17 protein-coding genes are annotated in these 16,627 nt (G+C 60.8%); 11 read left to right on the top strand and 6 right to left on the bottom strand.

Features of this window, described 5'->3' with window-relative positions; genetic code table 11:
• The first annotated feature begins 124 nt into the window (after positions 1 to 124).
• The 4 genes from aroC (at position 125) to J1G35_RS12490 (ending at position 3,395) form a co-directional block, all read left to right on the top strand.
• On the top strand, positions 125 to 1,216 hold the full coding sequence (gene aroC / locus J1G35_RS12505) for a chorismate synthase (protein WP_053129368.1): 1,092 nt from the start codon (positions 125 to 127) through the stop codon (positions 1,214 to 1,216).
• A gap of 10 nt (positions 1,217 to 1,226) precedes the next feature.
• Positions 1,227 to 2,387: an MFS transporter gene (locus J1G35_RS12500; protein WP_053129369.1), complete on the top strand. Its 1,161-nt coding sequence runs from the start codon at positions 1,227 to 1,229 to the stop codon at positions 2,385 to 2,387.
• Positions 2,384 to 2,914 carry an acireductone dioxygenase gene (locus J1G35_RS12495; protein WP_223015107.1) on the top strand — a complete coding sequence of 177 codons (531 nt, stop codon included), beginning with the start codon at positions 2,384 to 2,386 and terminating at the stop codon, positions 2,912 to 2,914. Before J1G35_RS12500 ends, J1G35_RS12495 begins: the two co-directional genes overlap by 4 nt.
• Before the next feature lie 211 nt (positions 2,915 to 3,125).
• On the top strand, positions 3,126 to 3,395 hold the full coding sequence (locus J1G35_RS12490; RefSeq protein ID WP_053129373.1) for a helix-turn-helix transcriptional regulator: 270 nt from the start codon (positions 3,126 to 3,128) through the stop codon (positions 3,393 to 3,395).
• 60 nt (positions 3,396 to 3,455) lie between these two features.
• On the opposite strand, the gene J1G35_RS12485 is transcribed toward J1G35_RS12490, so the two are convergent.
• A complete protein-coding gene (locus J1G35_RS12485; protein ID WP_027603943.1) occupies positions 3,456 to 3,734 on the bottom strand; it encodes a DUF3509 domain-containing protein in 279 nt (92 codons plus the stop codon).
• Positions 3,735 to 4,130: 396 nt separating this feature from the next.
• Here J1G35_RS12485 and J1G35_RS12480 point away from each other — a divergent pair, with 396 nt between their 5' ends.
• The 5 genes from J1G35_RS12480 (at position 4,131) to J1G35_RS12460 (ending at position 9,793) form a co-directional block, all read left to right on the top strand.
• The gene (locus J1G35_RS12480; protein ID WP_223015106.1) at positions 4,131 to 5,957 is read left to right on the top strand and encodes a long-chain-acyl-CoA synthetase; all 1,827 of its coding nucleotides are present in this window, start codon (positions 4,131 to 4,133) and stop codon (positions 5,955 to 5,957) included.
• A gap of 96 nt (positions 5,958 to 6,053) precedes the next feature.
• On the top strand, positions 6,054 to 6,569 hold the full coding sequence (locus J1G35_RS12475; RefSeq protein ID WP_141155662.1) for an ankyrin repeat domain-containing protein: 516 nt from the start codon (positions 6,054 to 6,056) through the stop codon (positions 6,567 to 6,569).
• A 41-nt stretch (positions 6,570 to 6,610) separates the two neighbouring features.
• Positions 6,611 to 7,141: a hypothetical protein gene (locus J1G35_RS12470; protein ID WP_223015105.1), complete on the top strand. Its 531-nt coding sequence runs from the start codon at positions 6,611 to 6,613 to the stop codon at positions 7,139 to 7,141.
• A gap of 67 nt (positions 7,142 to 7,208) precedes the next feature.
• Positions 7,209 to 7,400, top strand: a complete 192-nt coding sequence (locus tag J1G35_RS12465) for a PLDc N-terminal domain-containing protein (protein ID WP_003172956.1) — start codon at positions 7,209 to 7,211, stop codon at positions 7,398 to 7,400.
• A 305-nt stretch (positions 7,401 to 7,705) separates the two neighbouring features.
• Positions 7,706 to 9,793, top strand: a complete 2,088-nt coding sequence (locus J1G35_RS12460; RefSeq protein WP_053129391.1) for an LTA synthase family protein — start codon at positions 7,706 to 7,708, stop codon at positions 9,791 to 9,793.
• Between the two features lie 69 nt (positions 9,794 to 9,862).
• Here the strand turns inward: J1G35_RS12460 and J1G35_RS12455 are convergent, their stop codons facing one another.
• A complete protein-coding gene (locus tag J1G35_RS12455) occupies positions 9,863 to 10,015 on the bottom strand; it encodes a DUF3309 family protein (RefSeq protein ID WP_015885095.1) in 153 nt (50 codons plus the stop codon).
• A gap of 329 nt (positions 10,016 to 10,344) precedes the next feature.
• Between J1G35_RS12455 and J1G35_RS12450 the strand changes: the two genes are divergently transcribed.
• Both J1G35_RS12450 and csrA read left to right on the top strand, forming a co-directional pair.
• Positions 10,345 to 11,160, top strand: a complete 816-nt coding sequence (locus J1G35_RS12450) for an SDR family oxidoreductase (RefSeq protein ID WP_223015104.1) — start codon at positions 10,345 to 10,347, stop codon at positions 11,158 to 11,160.
• Positions 11,161 to 11,287: 127 nt separating this feature from the next.
• Positions 11,288 to 11,485 (top strand): carbon storage regulator CsrA, encoded by a 198-nt coding sequence (gene csrA, locus J1G35_RS12445; protein ID WP_223015103.1) that lies wholly within the window; start codon positions 11,288 to 11,290, stop codon positions 11,483 to 11,485.
• Between the two features lies 1 nt (position 11,486).
• Here the strand turns inward: csrA and J1G35_RS12440 are convergent, their stop codons facing one another.
• From J1G35_RS12440 to J1G35_RS12425, 4 genes are all read right to left on the bottom strand, one after another.
• Positions 11,487 to 11,714 carry a YheU family protein gene (locus J1G35_RS12440; protein ID WP_003236706.1) on the bottom strand — a complete coding sequence of 76 codons (228 nt, stop codon included), beginning with the start codon at positions 11,712 to 11,714 and terminating at the stop codon, positions 11,487 to 11,489.
• 59 nt (positions 11,715 to 11,773) lie between these two features.
• A complete protein-coding gene (locus J1G35_RS12435; protein ID WP_053129400.1) occupies positions 11,774 to 12,958 on the bottom strand; it encodes an osmoprotectant NAGGN system M42 family peptidase in 1,185 nt (394 codons plus the stop codon).
• Between the two features lie 90 nt (positions 12,959 to 13,048).
• Positions 13,049 to 14,797 carry an N-acetylglutaminylglutamine synthetase gene (gene ngg / locus J1G35_RS12430; protein WP_223015102.1) on the bottom strand — a complete coding sequence of 583 codons (1,749 nt, stop codon included), beginning with the start codon at positions 14,795 to 14,797 and terminating at the stop codon, positions 13,049 to 13,051.
• A gap of 3 nt (positions 14,798 to 14,800) precedes the next feature.
• Entirely contained in the window at positions 14,801 to 16,573 is a 1,773-nt protein-coding gene (locus J1G35_RS12425) for an N-acetylglutaminylglutamine amidotransferase (protein ID WP_223015101.1), read from the bottom strand.
• Positions 16,574 to 16,627 lie beyond the last annotated feature (54 nt).

Here is a 16,627-nt window from a genome sequence, read left to right as displayed (position 1 = left end):
TGCCGGTTGGACCCATGTCGACCGGTAAGGTTTCGAGGATGAACTAGTCGATTAGCCTGCGTATACTGGCCGCCTTAAGTTATTACGGTTGACTTGATTCAACTGATTTCACGGAGCGCCCTGCATGTCCGGCAATACCTTCGGCAAGCTGTTCACTGTCACCACCGCAGGCGAAAGCCATGGTCCGGCGTTGGTCGCCATTGTCGACGGCTGCCCGCCCGGCCTTGAGCTGTCCCTGGAAGACCTGCAGCGTGACCTCGACCGTCGCAAGCCCGGCACCAGCCGCCACACCACCCAACGCCAGGAGCCCGACGAAGTCGAGATCCTCTCCGGCGTGTTCGAAGGCCGCACCACCGGTTGCGCCATTGGCCTGTTGATTCGCAACACCGACCAGAAGTCCAAGGACTACTCGGCGATCAAGGATCTGTTCCGCCCGGCCCACGCCGACTACACCTACCACCACAAATACGGCGAGCGCGACTACCGTGGCGGTGGCCGCAGCTCGGCCCGTGAAACCGCGATGCGCGTGGCCGCCGGTGCCATCGCCAAGAAGTACCTGGCGACCCAGGGCATCGTCATCCGTGGCTACATGAGCCAGTTGGGCCCGATTGAAATCCCGTTCAAGACCTGGGACAGCGTGCAAGACAACGCCTTTTTCTGCCCCGACCCGGACAAAGTGCCGGAGCTGGAAGCCTATATGGACCAGTTGCGCCGCGATCAGGATTCGGTCGGCGCCAAAATCACCGTGGTCGCCGAAGGCGTCAAGCCAGGCCTGGGCGAGCCGATCTTCGACCGCCTTGACGCCGAATTGGCCCACGCGCTGATGAGCATCAATGCGGTGAAAGGCGTGGAAATCGGCGCCGGTTTCGCCTGCGTCTCCCAGCGCGGCACCGAGCACCGCGATGAGCTGACCCCGCAAGGTTTCCTCAGCAACAACGCGGGTGGCATCCTCGGCGGCATTTCCTCCGGCCAGCCGATTGTTGCGCACCTGGCACTCAAGGCCACGTCGAGCATCACCACCCCGGGCCGTTCGATCGATGTGCACGGCAACCCGGTGGACGTGATCACCAAGGGCCGCCACGACCCGTGCGTGGGCATCCGTGCCACGCCGATTGCCGAGGCGATGATGGCCATCGTGCTGATGGACCACCTGCTGCGCAATCGCGGGCAAAACGCCGATGTGCGCGTGAGTACTCCGGTGCTGGGCCAGCTGTGACGGCGCGGCGGTGACAGCCCTCCCATACTGGCGCCTTTCCAGCTTCTACCTGTTCTACTTCGCCCTGCTTGGGGCGACGGCGCCGTTCCTGGCGCTGTACTTCGATCACCTGGGGTTCTCCAGCGCGCGTATCGGCGAGCTGGTGGCCATCCCCATGCTGATGCGCTGCGTGGCCCCCAATCTGTGGGGCTGGCTGGGGGATTACACGGGCCGGCGTCTGGCCATCGTGCGCTTCGGTGCGGTGTGCACCTTGCTGAGTTTTTCGCTGATCTTCATCAGCCATACCTACGCCTGGCTGGCCCTGGTGATGGCCCTGCATGCGTTCTTCTGGCACGCGGTGCTGCCACAGTTCGAAGTGATCACCCTGGCCCACCTGCACAAACAGACCTCACGCTATAGCCAGGTGCGCCTGTGGGGCTCCATCGGTTTTATCCTCACCGTGGTGATCATGGGGCGCCTGTTCGACTGGCTGAGCCTGGATATCTACCCGGTGGTGGTCGTGGTGATCATGGCCGGCATCATCGGTGCCAGCCTCTGGGTGCCGAATGCGCAGCCTGTGACCCAGGGCAATCGCCTGGGGGCAGACGGTTTTCTCAAGCAACTGCGCAGCCCTGGGGTACTGGCGTTTTACGCATGCGTGGCGCTGATGCAAATGAGCCATGGTCCGTACTACACCTTTCTGACCCTGCACCTGGAACACCTGGGCTATAGCCGTGGCGTGATCGGCATGCTGTGGGCGCTGGGCGTGGTGGCGGAAGTGCTGATGTTCCTGGGCATGAGCCGCATCCTCACGCGGTTTTCGGTACGCCGGGTGCTGCTGGCGAGCTTTCTGCTGGCGGCGCTGCGCTGGTTGCTGCTGGGTTCTTTTGCCGAACTCCTGTGGGTGCTGTTGCTGGCGCAGGTGATGCACGCCGCCACGTTCGGCAGCTTCCACGCGGCGGCGATTGCCTTTGTGCAACGCAGCTTTGGCGCCAAACAACAAGGCCAGGGGCAGGCGCTGTACGCCGCCTTGGCCGGCACCGGTGGTGCGCTGGGGGCGTTGTATTCCGGCTACAGCTGGAACCTGCTGGGACCGACCTTCACCTTTAGTATTGCCAGCGTCGCAGCCCTGGCCGCTGCCGTTATCATCGGTTTTCGACTGCAAGAGCAGAACCAAGGAATCCTTCAATGAGCTATGTCGCCGTCTACCCCGTTGCTTCACCGGATACCCCGAACAAGGTCCTGACCCATGTCGACGACATCGTCGCCACCCTGGCCGAGCACGGTGTGCGGTTTGAGCGCTGGCAACCTGGCCTGATCGAAAGGGGTGCCAGCGATGCTGACATGATTGCCGCCTATCAGCCGCAGATCGACGCGCTCGGCTACGCTGCGGTGGCAGTGTCCCGTGTCACGAGCGACCACCCGCAAAAAGCCGAATTGCGCGCCGAGTTCCTGGATGAGCGCCGCTACGGCGAAGACGAAGTGCGTTTTTTCATCGCCGGCCAGGGTTTGTTCAACCTGCATGTTGGCGACTACGTATATGCCGTGCGGTGTGAGAAAAACGACCTGCTGGTGGTGCCGGCCGGTATGGCGCACTGGTTTGATATGGGTGAGAACCCGCACTGTATAACGCTGCGATTTTTCAATAAGGCGCAAAGCCCAGTGCCGACGTTGACGGGCGACGCTATCGCCCGACGCTTTCCTGGGCTGGATGACTAAGAGCGACGTATCAAAAACTTCAACCCCCGCATGGTGGAAGTTGTTGTGGGAATAAACTCAAATTCCTGTAAGGCCTGGCTGTTTATCGCGGGCCCTACGCCTTAGTTCCATTGGTTATGTAACTCTTTGCGGCCTCAACGTTTATATCACCTGTCAATAGGAGAAATCCGAAGGGTGATAGGGCGATAGCCAATAAAAGGGAGCGAAACTAATGAGAGGCCCAAAGGAATCATTTCCAACACACTATTCCGTACCCAACGCCGTTAGAAGGCGTTTGAGTTTGGCTGGAAAAGCATTGACCCCTGCGGAACTGGAAATCTTGCGTTGGGCCTCCGCAGGCAAGACCGTCTGGGAAATCAGCCAGATTCGCGCCACCTCCGAAGCCACGGTGAAATTCCATCTGCGCAATATCTACGGCAAATTCGGCGTGAACAACCGGGTGCAGGCGATGAATGAGGCGGTACGCCAAGGTTTATGCTGATAAACAGAAAAGGCCGCGACGCTCAATAGCGTCGCGGCCTTTTCTATGGGGCTGCAGTACTTACGCCGAATGGTAGGTCGGCAGGGCAAAGCGGTTCTGGCTTTGCAGCATGGAAATTTGCGGCAGTTCACTGGCTTGTTCGGCCAGGTCGCGACGAATCGCGCTGATCACCCAGGTCAATTGATCGGCGGTGTGCAGCTGCTGGTAAGAGATCGAACGCTTGACCTGCTTGCCGTCACTGTTGCGCAGGGTCAATAGGATGCCGCCGTCGGGACGTGGCTGGGTGGTGACGTCGTAGTTGGAGAATACTGAAGCGAATTTATCTTGGATCAGGCTCATGTCTATCAGCTCCGTTGGCTCAAGTTGGCAAGCATGGAGTGATAGGTGCAGTGATTGTGCCAGCTCATGATTTATTAAAATATCTTTATAAATCAATCGCTTAAAAAAATTGCCAATTTTCAGTTTCGTGCAAATTGCATGAATGGCCATCATGCATCCTGCATTTTGCGTTACTCAACGGGGTGGGATGGACGCGCCGGTACTGATAAAGACTGCCTGCGGGCAGCTAAATTCCTTTTTTGTGGGGGGCATCGCTCGGGATACAAAACTTTTCAAATCCCGCGTGTACAGCTGAAGAAGGGCTGACGTATTTTCCTGCAATGCATTGGACCTTCGGCCTACGGAGGGATCTGTGCTTCTGGATCATACGAAGAATAAGAAAAAGGACGTTCCTCCATGAGCCACCCGCAGAACGACATGATCACCTGGGGCAAGCTGCTGCGTAAGGTGCCGGCCATTGTCCGCGCCCTGCCGCGCGTAGTGCGTGGCATGCGTGCCGCGAATGTCACCGACCCCGCGCAGCCGTGCGGGTTGGGCTGGCACTTTGAGCAAGCGACCCTGCGCAACCCCGACGGCAACGCTCTGCTGTACGGCGACCGTGTGTTCAGCTACACCGATGCCAACCAATGCGCCAACCGTATCGCCCATCATCTGCAAGCCCAGGGCATCGGCAAGGGTGACGTGGTGGCGCTGTTTATCGAAAACCGCCCCGAACTGCTCTTGAACGTGTTGGCCGTGGCCAAGCTGGGCGGCATCTGCGCGATGCTCAACACCGCGCAAACCCAGGCGACGCTGGTGCACAGCCTGAACTTGGTGAGTCCGGTCGCCATTATTGTCGGCGCGGAGTTGGTGGCTGCCCATGACGCGGTGCGCGATCAGGTGGGCATCGCATCTGATCGAACCTGGTTCGTCGCCGATCAGCCATCCAGCGCAGTGCCGCAGGGTTATATCGACCTGTTGGCTGCGAGCGCCGAGTGCCCGGTGGACAACCCGGCCAGCACCGCGCAGATCTTCTTCAACGACCCGTGCTTCTATATCTACACCTCCGGCACCACCGGCCTGCCCAAGGCCGGCATCATGAAACATGGTCGCTGGACCAAAACCGCTGTCAGCTTCGGCAGCATCGCGCTGGACATGGGGCCGGACGACGTCTTGTATTGCACCTTGCCGCTGTACCACGCCACCGGGCTGTGTGTGTGCTGGGGCTCGGCGATTGTCGGGGCGTCGGGCTTCGCCATTCGCCGCAAGTTCAGCGCCAGTCAGTTCTGGGACGATGCGCGCAGATTCAACGCAACCACCCTCGGCTATGTCGGTGAATTGTGTCGTTACCTGCTCGACCAGCCACCCGGCGAACACGACCTTGATAACCGCGTGACCAAGATGGTCGGCAATGGCTTGCGCCCCGGCGTGTGGGCGCAGTTTAAGGCACGTTATGGTGTGGAGCATATCTGCGAGCTGTACGCGGCCAGTGACGGCAATATCGGTTTTACCAACGTGTTGAATTTCGATAACACCATCGGCTTTTGCCTGCAGCATTGGGCACTGGTGGACTACGCCCATGACAGCGGCGAGCCACTGCGCGGCAGTGATGGCTTTATGCGCAAGGTGCCAACGGGCGGGCAGGGCTTGCTGCTGGCCCGGATCGATGACAAATCGCCCTTTGATGGCTACACCGACCCGGAGAAGAATCGCAAGGTGATCCTCACCGACGTATTCGAAAAAGGCGACCGTTACTTCAATACCGGCGATCTGTTGCGCAGCATCGGCTTCGGCCATGCGCAATTTGTGGATCGCCTGGGGGATACCTATCGCTGGAAAGGTGAAAACGTGTCCACCACCGAGGTCGAGAACGTGCTGCTGCAACACCCGCAGATCGCCGAAGTAGTGGCCTATGGCGTCGAGATCGAAAACACCAATGGCCGCGCAGGCATGGTTGCCATCACTCCGAGTGAATCCCTGGCCTCGCTGGACATGCGCGAGTTGCTGCAATTCGCCCACGGACAATTGCCGCCCTATGCAGTGCCGCTCTTCCTGCGCATCAAGGTCAAGATGGAAACCACCGGTACCTTTAAGTACCAGAAGGTCAGGCTCAAGGAAGAGGCTTTTGATCCGGACAAGGCCGGCAATGACCCGGTGTATGCCTGGTTGCCGGGGTCGGACTGCTATGTACCGGTCACCGGGCAACTGTTGGCGCAGATCCAGGGTGGTCAGTTCCGCTATTGATTGTGCCTATGGGGGCTTTTGACAAAAAAGCCATGACAGTGGGGAACTCCATCGCGACACTGGCGCCTATTCAGTACCAGACAAGGAGCCCCCCACATGTCAGATCAAGCCAAACAAATGACCGAAGACGAAGCCGCCGAATTTGCCGAGCAGGTCTTCGACGTGGCCCGCAAAGGTGACGCCGCCATGCTCGCCGCGCTGCTGGCCAAAGGCTTGCCGGCCAACTTCCGTAACCACAACGGCGACACCTTGCTGATGCTGTCTGCCTACCACGGCCATGCCGAAGCGGTAAAAGTGCTGCTGGAGTTCAAGGCCGACCCGCTGATCGCCAATGACAAGAACCAACTGCCCATCGCCGGCGCGGCGTTCAAGGGTCACTTGCCGGTGGTCAAGGCGCTGATTGAAGGGGGCACGCCAATCGAGGCCGCCTCGTCCGACGGTCGTACCGCGCTGATGATGGCCGCCATGTTCAACCGCGTCGAGATGCTCGACTACCTGCTCAGCCAAGGCGCCAACCCCAAGGCCACCGATGCCCAGGGCGCGACGGCGCTGGCGGCGGCGCAGACCATGGGCGCGAAGGACACGGCGGCGCAGCTGGAGAAACTGGTGTAGGCTGTGCGCCCTCAAAAACCAGCCCGCTACAGGATCGCCCCATGAAAACCGCCCTCGTCGAACTTATCAGCAAAATCAGCGCCGGGGTCATGGGCGAGGACGAGGTCACGCGCATCGCCGAGGAGGCCGTCCAGGCCTACGCCGACCCGGCGGCCTTCCTGGCGGCCAACCCGGATATCAACTACGACGACAGCTTCCCGATTCCGCTGGGGGAGTGGGTGGTGGTCGGTAGCCTGCCGGACACCGTGCTGTTCCAGGCCGATACCTATGGCGACCTGTTTGCGCAGATCGTCGCGTCGTTTGGTCCGAGCGTGGCGTTCAACCTCAAGCCCAAGCAACTGGCCAAGACTGAAGACCTCACCGCGTTGAACCGTATCCAGATCCAGATGAGCGCCCTGAGCCCGGAAGATGGCGGTTATGTGCTGCTCAACTTCAGCCAATTGCTGGACGACGAGATCCAGGCGGTGCTGGTGTTCGGCAACGACCTGCCGCGTGTACTGGCGCTGTGTGCCGAAGTCGGCATCACGGCCGAGCCATCCCTCGAAGCGCTGAAGGTTGCCGTACACGTCTGAAATAAAACGGAACCCCTGCCAGGGCTGACTATCCTACAAGGGCATGCCCTCACTTAGGAGCGACACCATGGGTTCCACTTTTAATGGCTTGATCGGGCTGATCATCCTGGCGCTGGATATCTGGGCGATCATCAACGTGTTCAAAAGCGGCGCGAGTACCGGCGCCAAGGTCTTGTGGATCCTGTTGATCCTGCTCTTGCCGGTACTGGGCCTGATCATCTGGGCCATTGCAGGACCGCGCGGTAACGTGCGGATCTGACCCCCGCACTCAATTTGGAGCGGGCACAGTAAATGTGGGAGGGGCGTCGCACCGCCCCTCCCACATTGGTCTTCAGCGCACTCTAGAGATTTGTGTGTCGAAATATTCGCTGCACACAATTTTCACATCTTATCCAAGACAATCCGCCGGCTTTATCGACCCTGCCAATGCCCTGCTTCAGGTGCTTTTAAAGGCGGGGCAGTCGTGCTCGTTCAGTAATTAATAGCCTTGATGGCATTGATCGGGCACCATTCGCGCCACTGCACTACTTCGTCACTTAAACTTCCAATGGGTCCTGAAACGACATGGCAAACCCGGACGCCCTGAGTCAGCAGCGAGCTTCTAATCGCCTGCTGCAACCGACCGTCAAATCCCATCTGGCGTACACGCTGCTCTGCGCACTGGTCATGATGGTGATGTTCTCCCTGCTGCGCCTGGCGCTGCTGGCTTACAACCGCGAGATGATCCTCGACACGCCGGCCTCGACCTTCCTTGAAGCATTCGCCAACGGCCTGCGTTTTGACCTACGCCTGGTGGTATACCTGCTGATCCCACTGCTGCTGGCACTGTTCAGCGTACGGGCCATGGCCGCGCGTGGCTTCTTCCGCTTCTGGCTGACCATTGCGTCCAGCATCGCCCTGTTCCTGGGCTTGATGGAGATGGACTTCTACCGTGAGTTCCACCAGCGCCTCAACGGCCTGGTCTTCCAGTATGTGAAGGAAGACCCGAAAACCGTGATGAGCATGCTCTGGTACGGTTTTCCGGTGGTGCGCTACCTGCTGGCGTGGGCCGTGGGCACGTTGATCCTGAGCATGGCATTCAAGGGCGCCGACCGCGCCACGCGCCCTCGTGGCCCGTTCAGCGGTGGCAGCATCGGTACCCGCCAAGTCGCGCCGTGGTACAGCCGCATCGCGGTGTTCGTGGTGTGCCTGCTGATCGCCGTGGTCGCCGCCCGAGGCACCCTGCGCCAGGGCCCGCCGCTGCGTTGGGGCGATGTGTACACCACCGATTCGAACTTCGCCAACCAGTTGGGCCTCAATGGCACCTTGTCGCTGATCGCGGCGGCCAAGGCGCGGTTCGGTGAAGACCGCTCCAACATCTGGAAGGCGACCCTGGACCAGCCGCTGGCCACCCAGACCGTGCGTGACATGCTGGTGCTGCCACAAGAGAAACTGGTCGATACCGACATCGCCGCGGTGCGCCGTGACTACACGCCACCGGCCGAGAAGACCCTGCCGATCAAGAACGTCGTCGTGATCCTGATGGAAAGCTTCGCCGGTCACTCGGTAGGCGCCTTGGGTCGTCCCGGCAACATCACGCCATCCTTCGACAAACTGTCCAAGGAAGGCCTGCTGTTTGATCGCTTCTTCTCCAATGGCACCCACACCCACCAGGGCATGTTCGCCACCATGGCCTGCTTCCCGAACCTGCCAGGTTTTGAATACCTGATGCAGACCCCGGAAGGCAGCCACAAGCTGTCGGGCCTGCCGCAGTTGCTCAGCGCGCGCAAGTTTGACGACGTGTATGTCTACAACGGCGACTTCGCCTGGGACAACCAGTCGGGCTTCTTCAGCAACCAGGGCATGACCAACTTCATCGGCCGCAACGACTTCGTCGACCCGGTGTTCTCCGACCCGACGTGGGGCGTGTCCGACCAGGACATGTTCAACCGTGGCCTGGAAGAGTTGAAGGCCCGTGAGGGCGGCAAGCCGTTCTACGCACTGCTGCAAACCCTGTCCAACCACACGCCGTACGCGTTGCCGACGCCATTGCCGGTGGAGAAAGTCACCGACCGTGGCAGCCTCAACGAGCATTTGACGGCCATGCGTTACTCCGACTGGGCCCTGGGCCAGTTCTTTGAAAAGGCCCGCAAGGAGCCGTACTTCAAGGAAACCCTGTTCGTGATCGTGGGCGACCACGGCTTCGGCAACGAACAGCAGATCACCGAGATGGACCTGGGCCGCTTCAACGTGCCGATGCTGATGATTGCACCGGGTATGCAGGAGAAGTTCGGCGAGCGTGACCACACCGTGGGCACCCAGATCGACATCGTGCCGACCATCATGGGCCGCCTGGGTGGCGACACCCTGCACCAATGCTGGGGCCGCGACCTGCTGAACCTGCCGGAAGGCGACAAGGGCTTTGGCGTGATCAAGCCATCCGGCAGCGACCAGACCGTGGCGTTGGTGACTGCAGACCGCATTCTGGTACTGCCCAAGGAAATGCCACCGAAGCTGTGGCAATACGAACTGGGTGCCAACCCGACCGGTAAAGTGATTGCTGAATCGCCGGACGAGGCTGCACTCAAGCAGAAACTCGAATCGTTCCTGCAAACCGCGACCAAGAGTTTGTTGGATAACACCGCAGGCGTTGTAAACGGTAAGCCGGACTGATTAATCGGCAATAAAAAAGAGGCCTTTTTCAAGGCCTCTTTTTTTTGCTTGGTTATTACCGCGTAGCGGTTATATGCGGCCCAGCAACAACAGGACCAGCAGCACAACCAGCACTACACCGAGGATACCCGACGGGCCATAACCCCAGTTACGCGAGTGAGGGAACACTGGCAGACCACCAACCAGCAAGAGGATCAGGATGATGATTAGAATTAGGCTCATGTTTTGTTTTCCTTATAGGCCTTGTGCAAGACCGGTTATTTAACGAGAGGCCCGTGTGTTTTATTTCGGACGCCTTAACAACTCCGACTGTGCGGCTTCACAGAAAATTCCGTGTTTTTTTAAAGCATTTCGCAAACACCCTTATTTCGTTTAATCCGTTCACAACCCTGCTGGGTTAATTGAAAAAGATTGAACTTAGGCTATAGGCGGGCATCCGACCCGGCCTGTGGTTTGCCTGGGGCATTCATCAATCTGATGGTGCGTGGGTGTAGGAAAAACCTTCGCTACACTGCCGATCACTTCCTCTGTGAACCACAAGGCTACTTCCTATGCAAAACCGCATGATGATCACTGGCGCCGGGTCCGGCCTGGGTCGTGAAATCGCTCTGCGCTGGGCCCGTGAGGGTTGGCAGTTGGCCTTGTCGGATGTCAGCGAGCCAGGTCTGCAGGAAACCCTGAAGCTGGTGCGCGAAGCCGGTGGCGATGGGTTTATCCAGCGCTGCGACGTGCGCGACTACAGCCAGCTCACCGCGTTTGCCCAGGCCTGCGAAGTGAAGCTGGGCGGCATCGATGTGATCGTCAACAATGCCGGCGTGGCCTCGGGCGGTTTCTTTGCCGAACTGTCCCTGGAGGACTGGGATTGGCAGATCGCAATCAACCTGATGGGTGTGGTCAAGGGCTGCAAGGCGTTCCTGCCACTGCTGGAAAAGAGCAAGGGGCGCATTATCAACATCGCCTCAATGGCGGCACTGATGCAGGGGCCGGCCATGAGCAACTACAACGTGGCCAAGGCCGGAGTGGTGGCGCTGTCGGAGAGTTTGCTGGTGGAGCTCAAGCAGCAGGAAGTCGGGGTGCACGTGGTGTGCCCGTCGTTCTTCCAGACCAACCTGTTGGACTCATTCCGTGGGCCGACGCCGGCCATGAAGGCTCAGGTGGGCAAGTTGTTGGAGAGTTCGCCGATCTCGGCGGCGGACATTGCCGACTACATCTATCAACGCGTGGCGCAGGGCGAGTTCATGATCCTGCCCCATGAGCAAGGGCGGATGGCGTGGGCTTTGAAGCAGAAGAACCCGCAGTTGCTCTACGACGAAATGACCACCATGGCCGACAAGATGCGCGCCAAGGCCCAGGCTGTTAAGGCCTGATTTGGGGTTAGTCTGTCAGGCAATTTACCTTCATTTGTAGGTGTTGCCTGATTTTGCCGCGAGGCATTGCTGCACCCACACCCAGCGCGCATGGTCGGGGTCCTGTTATTCAATAAGGACAACCGCCATGCTGGTCTTAAGCCGTGCCGTAGGCGAAATCATCTCCATCGGCGATGACATCACCGTGCACATTCTCGAGTTGAACGGTAACCAGGTGAAATTCGGGATTGCTGCGCCGGTCGGGGTGCATGTCCACCGCGCCGAGGTCTACCAGAAGATCCTTGAGCGTCAAGCCACGCAACCCCAGTCCTCCACTAACCCCTGAGTCAGTCGAACAGATGCTTGGGCACATCGTGCTTGAGCATCAACTGGCACTGCTCGCTGTCCGGGTCGAACACGATCAGCGCCTGGCCCTTGGTCAGCGCCTGGCGCACCCGCAGCACGCGGGTTTCCAGGGGCGTGTCGTCGCCATTGTCGGTGCCGTCACGGGTCACGAAGTCTTCGATAAGGCGGGTCAGGGTGTCGACTTCAAGTGCGTCGTAGGGAATCAGCATACAAGCCTCGGGTGATGGGTCCCGGCGATGCTACTGCGCCGGGACCGCAGTTGCCAGCGTCAGGACTTCTGACCGACCAGGCTGTCCACCGACGGCACGCGGGTGTCGCTCTCCATCTGCGTTTCGTGCTCGATCTGATGGCTGAACCGATCCAATGAACCCTGGGCCGGTTGCGCATCACTGGCGAACACCGGCGGGCTGAGGATATACGCGCCCAACAGCCGACTCAGCGCAGCCAGGCTGTCGATATGGGTGCGCTCATAGCCATGGGTCGCGTCGCAACCGAACGCGAGCAGGGCGGTGCGGATATCGTGACCGGCAGTCACCGCCGAGTGGGCGTCGCTGAAGTAATAGCGGAACAGGTCGCGACGCACGGGCAAGTCGTTATCTGCTGCCAGGCGCAGCAAATGGCGGGACAGGTGATAGTCATACGGCCCGCCGGAATCCTGCATCGCCACACTGACCGCATGCTCGCTGGAGTGCTGGCCGGGGGCGACCGGGGCAATGTCGATGCCGACAAACTCACTCACATCCCAGGGCAGGGCCGCCGCTGCGCCACTGCCGGTTTCTTCGGTGATGGTGAACAGCGGGTGGCAGTCGATCAGCAGCGGTTCGCCGCTGTCGACAATAGCCTTGAGCGCGGCGAGCAGGGCGGCGACACCGGCTTTGTCATCCAGGTGGCGGGCACTGATATGCCCGCTCTCGGTGAACTCGGGCAACGGGTCGAACGCCACGTAGTCACCGATGCCGATCCCCAGGGAATCGCAATCGGCGCGGGTGGCGCAATAGGCGTCCAGGCGCAATTCCACGTGGTCCCAGCTCACCGGCATTTCATCCACGGCGGTATTGAACGCGTGCCCGGAGGCCATCAACGGCAACACGCTGCCACGGATCACGCCGTTGTCGGTAAACAGGCTGACGCGGCTGCCTTCGGCAAAGCGGCTTGACCAGCAGCCCACCGGGGCGAGGGTCAGCCGGCCATTGTCCTTGATCGCGCGCACGGCGGCGCCAATGGTGTCCAGGTGCGCGGACACCGCGCGGTCGGGGCTGTTTTTCTGGCCCTTGAGGGTGGCGCGAATCGTGCCGCGCCGGGTCATTTCAAACGGGATACCGAGTTCTTCCAGGCGCTCGGCGACGTAGCGCACGATGGTGTCGGTAAACCCGGTGGGGCTGGGAATGGCGAGCATTTCCAGCAAGACTTTTTGCAGGTAGTTGAGATCCGGTTCGGGAATGGTTCGGGTCATAAAGACTCCTGATGAAATAAGGCAAATGCTGTGGCCAGTGGGGCTGTTGTGGCTAAGGGGCTTGTTGTGGCAAGCCCGCTCGCCATAGGGTTATTGAGCCGTCGGCTGGCTATGGGGGAATAACAGGTCCACAAACTTCTCCGCTGTCGGTTGCGGGTCATGATTGGCCAGGCCGGCCCGTTCGTTGGCTTCGATAAATACGTACTCGGGCTGATCGGCAGCGGGCACCATCAGGTCCAGGCCCACCATTGGGATGTCCAGGGCGCGGGCAGCACGCACGGCGGCGTCAATCAGCGTGGGGTGGAGGATCGCGGTGACGTCTTCCAGGCAACCGCCCGTGTGCAGGTTGGCGGTGCGGCGCACGGCCAGGGTCTGGCCACGGGGCAGGATGCTGCTGTAGTCGTAGCCGGCGGCGTGCAGAGTGCGTTCGGTTTCTGCATCCACGGGGATTTTGCTTTCGCCGTCGGTGGCCGCCTGACGGCGTCGGCTCTGGGCTTCGATCAGCGCGCCGATGGAATGCTGGCCGTCACCGGTCACTTCGGCGGGGCGGCGGATCGCGGCGGCGACTACCTCAAAGCCAATCACCAAAATGCGCAGGTCCAGGCCTTCGTGGAAGCTTTCGAGCAACACCCGGCTGTCGAACTGCCGCGCCGCTTCGATCGCCTGCTGCACCTCTTCGATGCTCTGCAGATCCACCGCCACGCCCTGGCCTTGTTCGCCATCCAGCGGCTTGACCACAATGCGCTGGTGTTCGTCGAGGAACTCCAGGTTGTCGTCGGCACTGCCCGCCAGTTGCTGCGAAGGCAGTTTCAAACCCGCCGCTTTCAACACCTTGTGGGTGAGGCTCTTGTCCTGGCAGAGGGTCATGCTGATCGCGCTGGTCAGGTCGCTCAGCGACTCGCGGCAGCGCACGCGGCGCCCGCCATGGCTGAGGGTGAACAAGCCGGCGTCGGCGTCATCCACCTGCACATCAATACCGCGGCGATGGGCCTCTTCGACGATGATCCGCGCATACGGGTTGAACCCCGCCTGCGGGCCGGGGCCGAGGAACAGCGGCTGGTTGATACCGTTCTTGCGCTTGATCGCAAAGGTGGTCAGCGCACGGAAACCCAGCTTGGCGTAGAGGCTCTTGGCCTGGCGGTTATCGTGCAGCACCGACAGGTCCAGATAGCTCAGGCCACGGCTCATAAAGTGTTCCACCAGGTGGCGCACCAGCACTTCACCGACACCGGGGCGTGTGCATTGCGGGTCAACCGCCAGGCACCACAGGCTGCAACCGTTTTCCGGGTCGTGAAAGGCTTTTTGATGGTTCAGCCCCATCACGCTGCCGATTATCGTGCCACTGTCTTCGTCTTCCGCCAGCCAATACACCGGGCCACCTTCATGGCGCGGTGTGAGGCGTGCGGCGTCGACCGGCAACATGCCGCGCCCCTGGTACAGCTGGTTCACCGCCAGCCAATCGGCTTCGGTCTGCACCCGGCGAATCCGAAAGCCGCGAAACACACGGGTGGCCGGGCGGTAGTCGCTGAACCACAGACGCAGGGTGTCCGAAGGATCGAGGAACAGCTGCTGCGGATCGATTCCGAGGATCTGCTGGGGGGCCGCTACGTAGAGTGCGATGTCGCGCTCGCCGGGCTGTTCGTTGAGCAGCTCCTGGGCCAGGCTGGCCGGGTCCGGGAAGGTATGGCCGATCAACAACCGGCCCCAGCCGCAATGCACGGCGATCGGCTCGGCGGCCAATGGGCTGCCATCTTCGGCCAGACGCGCTTGCAGGCGCTCGTACGTCGGCGCCTGGCCCTTCAACAAGCGTTGGCTGTAAGCCGCTGCATGGGGTTTCATCAATCAGATTCCTTGTTCGCTGAGCCACAGGTTCAGCGCCGCCAGTTGCCACAATTTCGAGCCGCGCAGGGGGGTCAATTGGCCCTGCGGGTCGGTGAGCAGGCGGTCGAGCATGGCCGGGTTGAACAGGCCGCGATCCTGGCTCGGGTCCAGCAGCAATTCGCGCACCCAGTTCAGGGTGTCGCCTTGCAAATGCTTGAGGCCCGGTACCGGGAAGTAGCCTTTCTTGCGGTCGATGACTTCGCTCGGGATGACCCGGCGTGCGGCTTCTTTCAACACTTGCTTGCCACCGTCGGGCAATTTGAATTTGCCCGGCACGCGTGCCGACAACTCCACCAGGCGGTAGTCGAGGAACGGTGTGCGGGCTTCCAGGCCCCAGGCCATGGTCATGTTGTCGACACGTTTGACCGGGTCATCCACCAGCATCACCGTGCTGTCCAGGCGCAGCGCCTTGTCCACGGCGGCGTCCGCGCCGGGCATCGCAAAATGCTCGCGCACGAAGTCGCCTGCGGCGTCGTTGGCGGTCAGCCATTTCGGCGCGACAGTGGCGGCGTAGTCGTCGTAGCTGCGGTCAAAGAACGCTTCGCGATAAGCCGCATACGGGTCGCTCGCGCCATCCACCTGCGGGTACCAGTGGTAACCGGCGAACAACTCGTCTGCGCCCTGGCCGCTCTGCACCACCTTGCAATGCTTGGCCACTTCCCGCGACAGCAGGTAGAAGGCGATGCAGTCATGGCTGACCATCGGCTCGCTCATGGCGCGGAACGCCGCCGGCAGTTGTTCGATGATCTCGCGTTCGGCAATGCGCAGTTGGTGGTGACGGGTGCCGTAGTGCTTGGCGATCAGGTCCGAATACTGGAACTCGTCGCCACGCTCGCCACCGGCGTCTTCAAAACCGATGGAGAAGGTCGACAGGTCCTGCACGCCGACTTCACGCAGCAGGCCGACGAGCATGCTCGAGTCGACGCCGCCGGAGAGCAGCACACCGACATCCACGGCAGCCCGTTGACGGATGGCCACGGCTTCGCGGGTGCTGTCGAGCACGCGGTCGGTCCAGTCTTCGAGGGTGAGATTGCGCTCGTCCTCATGGGGTCCGTAGGGCAGGGTCCACCAGGTTTTCTGCTCGGTGTTGCCCTGCGCATCAATGCGCATCCAACTGGCCGGCGGCAGTTTTTCAATACCCGCCAACAGGGTGCGTGGTGCAGGCACTACGGCGTGGAAATTCAAGTAGTGATTGAGCGCCACCGGATCGAGGATCGGGTTGATATCACCGCCCTTGAGCAACGCCGGCAGCGCCGAGGCAAAGCGCAGGCGCTGACCGGTGCGCGACAGGTACAGCGGCTTGACGCCAAGACGGTCACGGGCGATGAACAGGAGCTGGGCATCGCGCTCCCAGATGGCAAAGGCAAACATGCCGTTGAGCTTGGGCAGCAGCGCTTCGCCCCAGGCGTGATAGCCCTTGAGCAACACTTCGGTGTCGCCACCGGAATAGAACGCATAGCCGAGGGCTTCAAGCTCCTGGCGCAATTCCGGGAAGTTATAGATCGCACCGTTGAACGCCAGGGACAGGCCCAGTTGGGCGTCGACCATCGGTTGGGCGGAGCCGTCCGACAGGTCCATGATTTTCAGGCGTCGATGGCCCAGGGCAATCGGCCCTTGGGCGTGGAAGCCCCACGCGTCAGGGCCGCGTGGTGCCAAGTGATGGGTGATTCGCTCCACCGCTGCGAGGTCCGCAGGTTGAAGATCGAAACGTAACTCGCCAGCTAATCCGCACATAGGTTCCTTACCGGTTTTTCCGTTGGGGAGGGATAGAAAGACCCGCGCCAAAAA

Source organism: Pseudomonas sp. SH10-3B (assembly GCF_019891415.1).
In the GTDB taxonomy this organism is placed as follows: domain Bacteria; phylum Pseudomonadota; class Gammaproteobacteria; order Pseudomonadales; family Pseudomonadaceae; genus Aquipseudomonas.
Note: the sequence above shows the minus strand (reverse complement) of the source record. Positions and strands in the feature narration are given on the sequence as shown.

What these genes read in the sequence shown, in the direction of transcription:
- aroC (WP_053129368.1), top strand. Translation starts at nt 125, where the DNA reads ATGTCCGGCAATACCTTCGGCAAGCTGTTCACTGTCACCACCGCAGGC.
- J1G35_RS12495 (WP_223015107.1), top strand. Translation starts at nt 2,384, where the DNA reads ATGAGCTATGTCGCCGTCTACCCCGTTGCTTCACCGGATACCCCGAAC.
- J1G35_RS12490 (WP_053129373.1), top strand. Translation starts at nt 3,126, where the DNA reads ATGAGAGGCCCAAAGGAATCATTTCCAACACACTATTCCGTACCCAAC.
- J1G35_RS12485 (WP_027603943.1), bottom strand. Translation starts at nt 3,734, where the DNA reads ATGAGCCTGATCCAAGATAAATTCGCTTCAGTATTCTCCAACTACGAC.
- J1G35_RS12480 (WP_223015106.1), top strand. Translation starts at nt 4,131, where the DNA reads ATGAGCCACCCGCAGAACGACATGATCACCTGGGGCAAGCTGCTGCGT.
- J1G35_RS12475 (WP_141155662.1), top strand. Translation starts at nt 6,054, where the DNA reads ATGTCAGATCAAGCCAAACAAATGACCGAAGACGAAGCCGCCGAATTT.
- J1G35_RS12470 (WP_223015105.1), top strand. Translation starts at nt 6,611, where the DNA reads ATGAAAACCGCCCTCGTCGAACTTATCAGCAAAATCAGCGCCGGGGTC.
- J1G35_RS12465 (WP_003172956.1), top strand. Translation starts at nt 7,209, where the DNA reads ATGGGTTCCACTTTTAATGGCTTGATCGGGCTGATCATCCTGGCGCTG.
- J1G35_RS12460 (WP_053129391.1), top strand. Translation starts at nt 7,706, where the DNA reads ATGGCAAACCCGGACGCCCTGAGTCAGCAGCGAGCTTCTAATCGCCTG.
- J1G35_RS12455 (WP_015885095.1), bottom strand. Translation starts at nt 10,015, where the DNA reads ATGAGCCTAATTCTAATCATCATCCTGATCCTCTTGCTGGTTGGTGGT.
- J1G35_RS12450 (WP_223015104.1), top strand. Translation starts at nt 10,345, where the DNA reads ATGCAAAACCGCATGATGATCACTGGCGCCGGGTCCGGCCTGGGTCGT.
- csrA (WP_223015103.1), top strand. Translation starts at nt 11,288, where the DNA reads ATGCTGGTCTTAAGCCGTGCCGTAGGCGAAATCATCTCCATCGGCGAT.
- J1G35_RS12440 (WP_003236706.1), bottom strand. Translation starts at nt 11,714, where the DNA reads ATGCTGATTCCCTACGACGCACTTGAAGTCGACACCCTGACCCGCCTT.
- J1G35_RS12435 (WP_053129400.1), bottom strand. Translation starts at nt 12,958, where the DNA reads ATGACCCGAACCATTCCCGAACCGGATCTCAACTACCTGCAAAAAGTC.
- ngg (WP_223015102.1), bottom strand. Translation starts at nt 14,797, where the DNA reads ATGAAACCCCATGCAGCGGCTTACAGCCAACGCTTGTTGAAGGGCCAG.
- J1G35_RS12425 (WP_223015101.1), bottom strand. Translation starts at nt 16,573, where the DNA reads ATGTGCGGATTAGCTGGCGAGTTACGTTTCGATCTTCAACCTGCGGAC.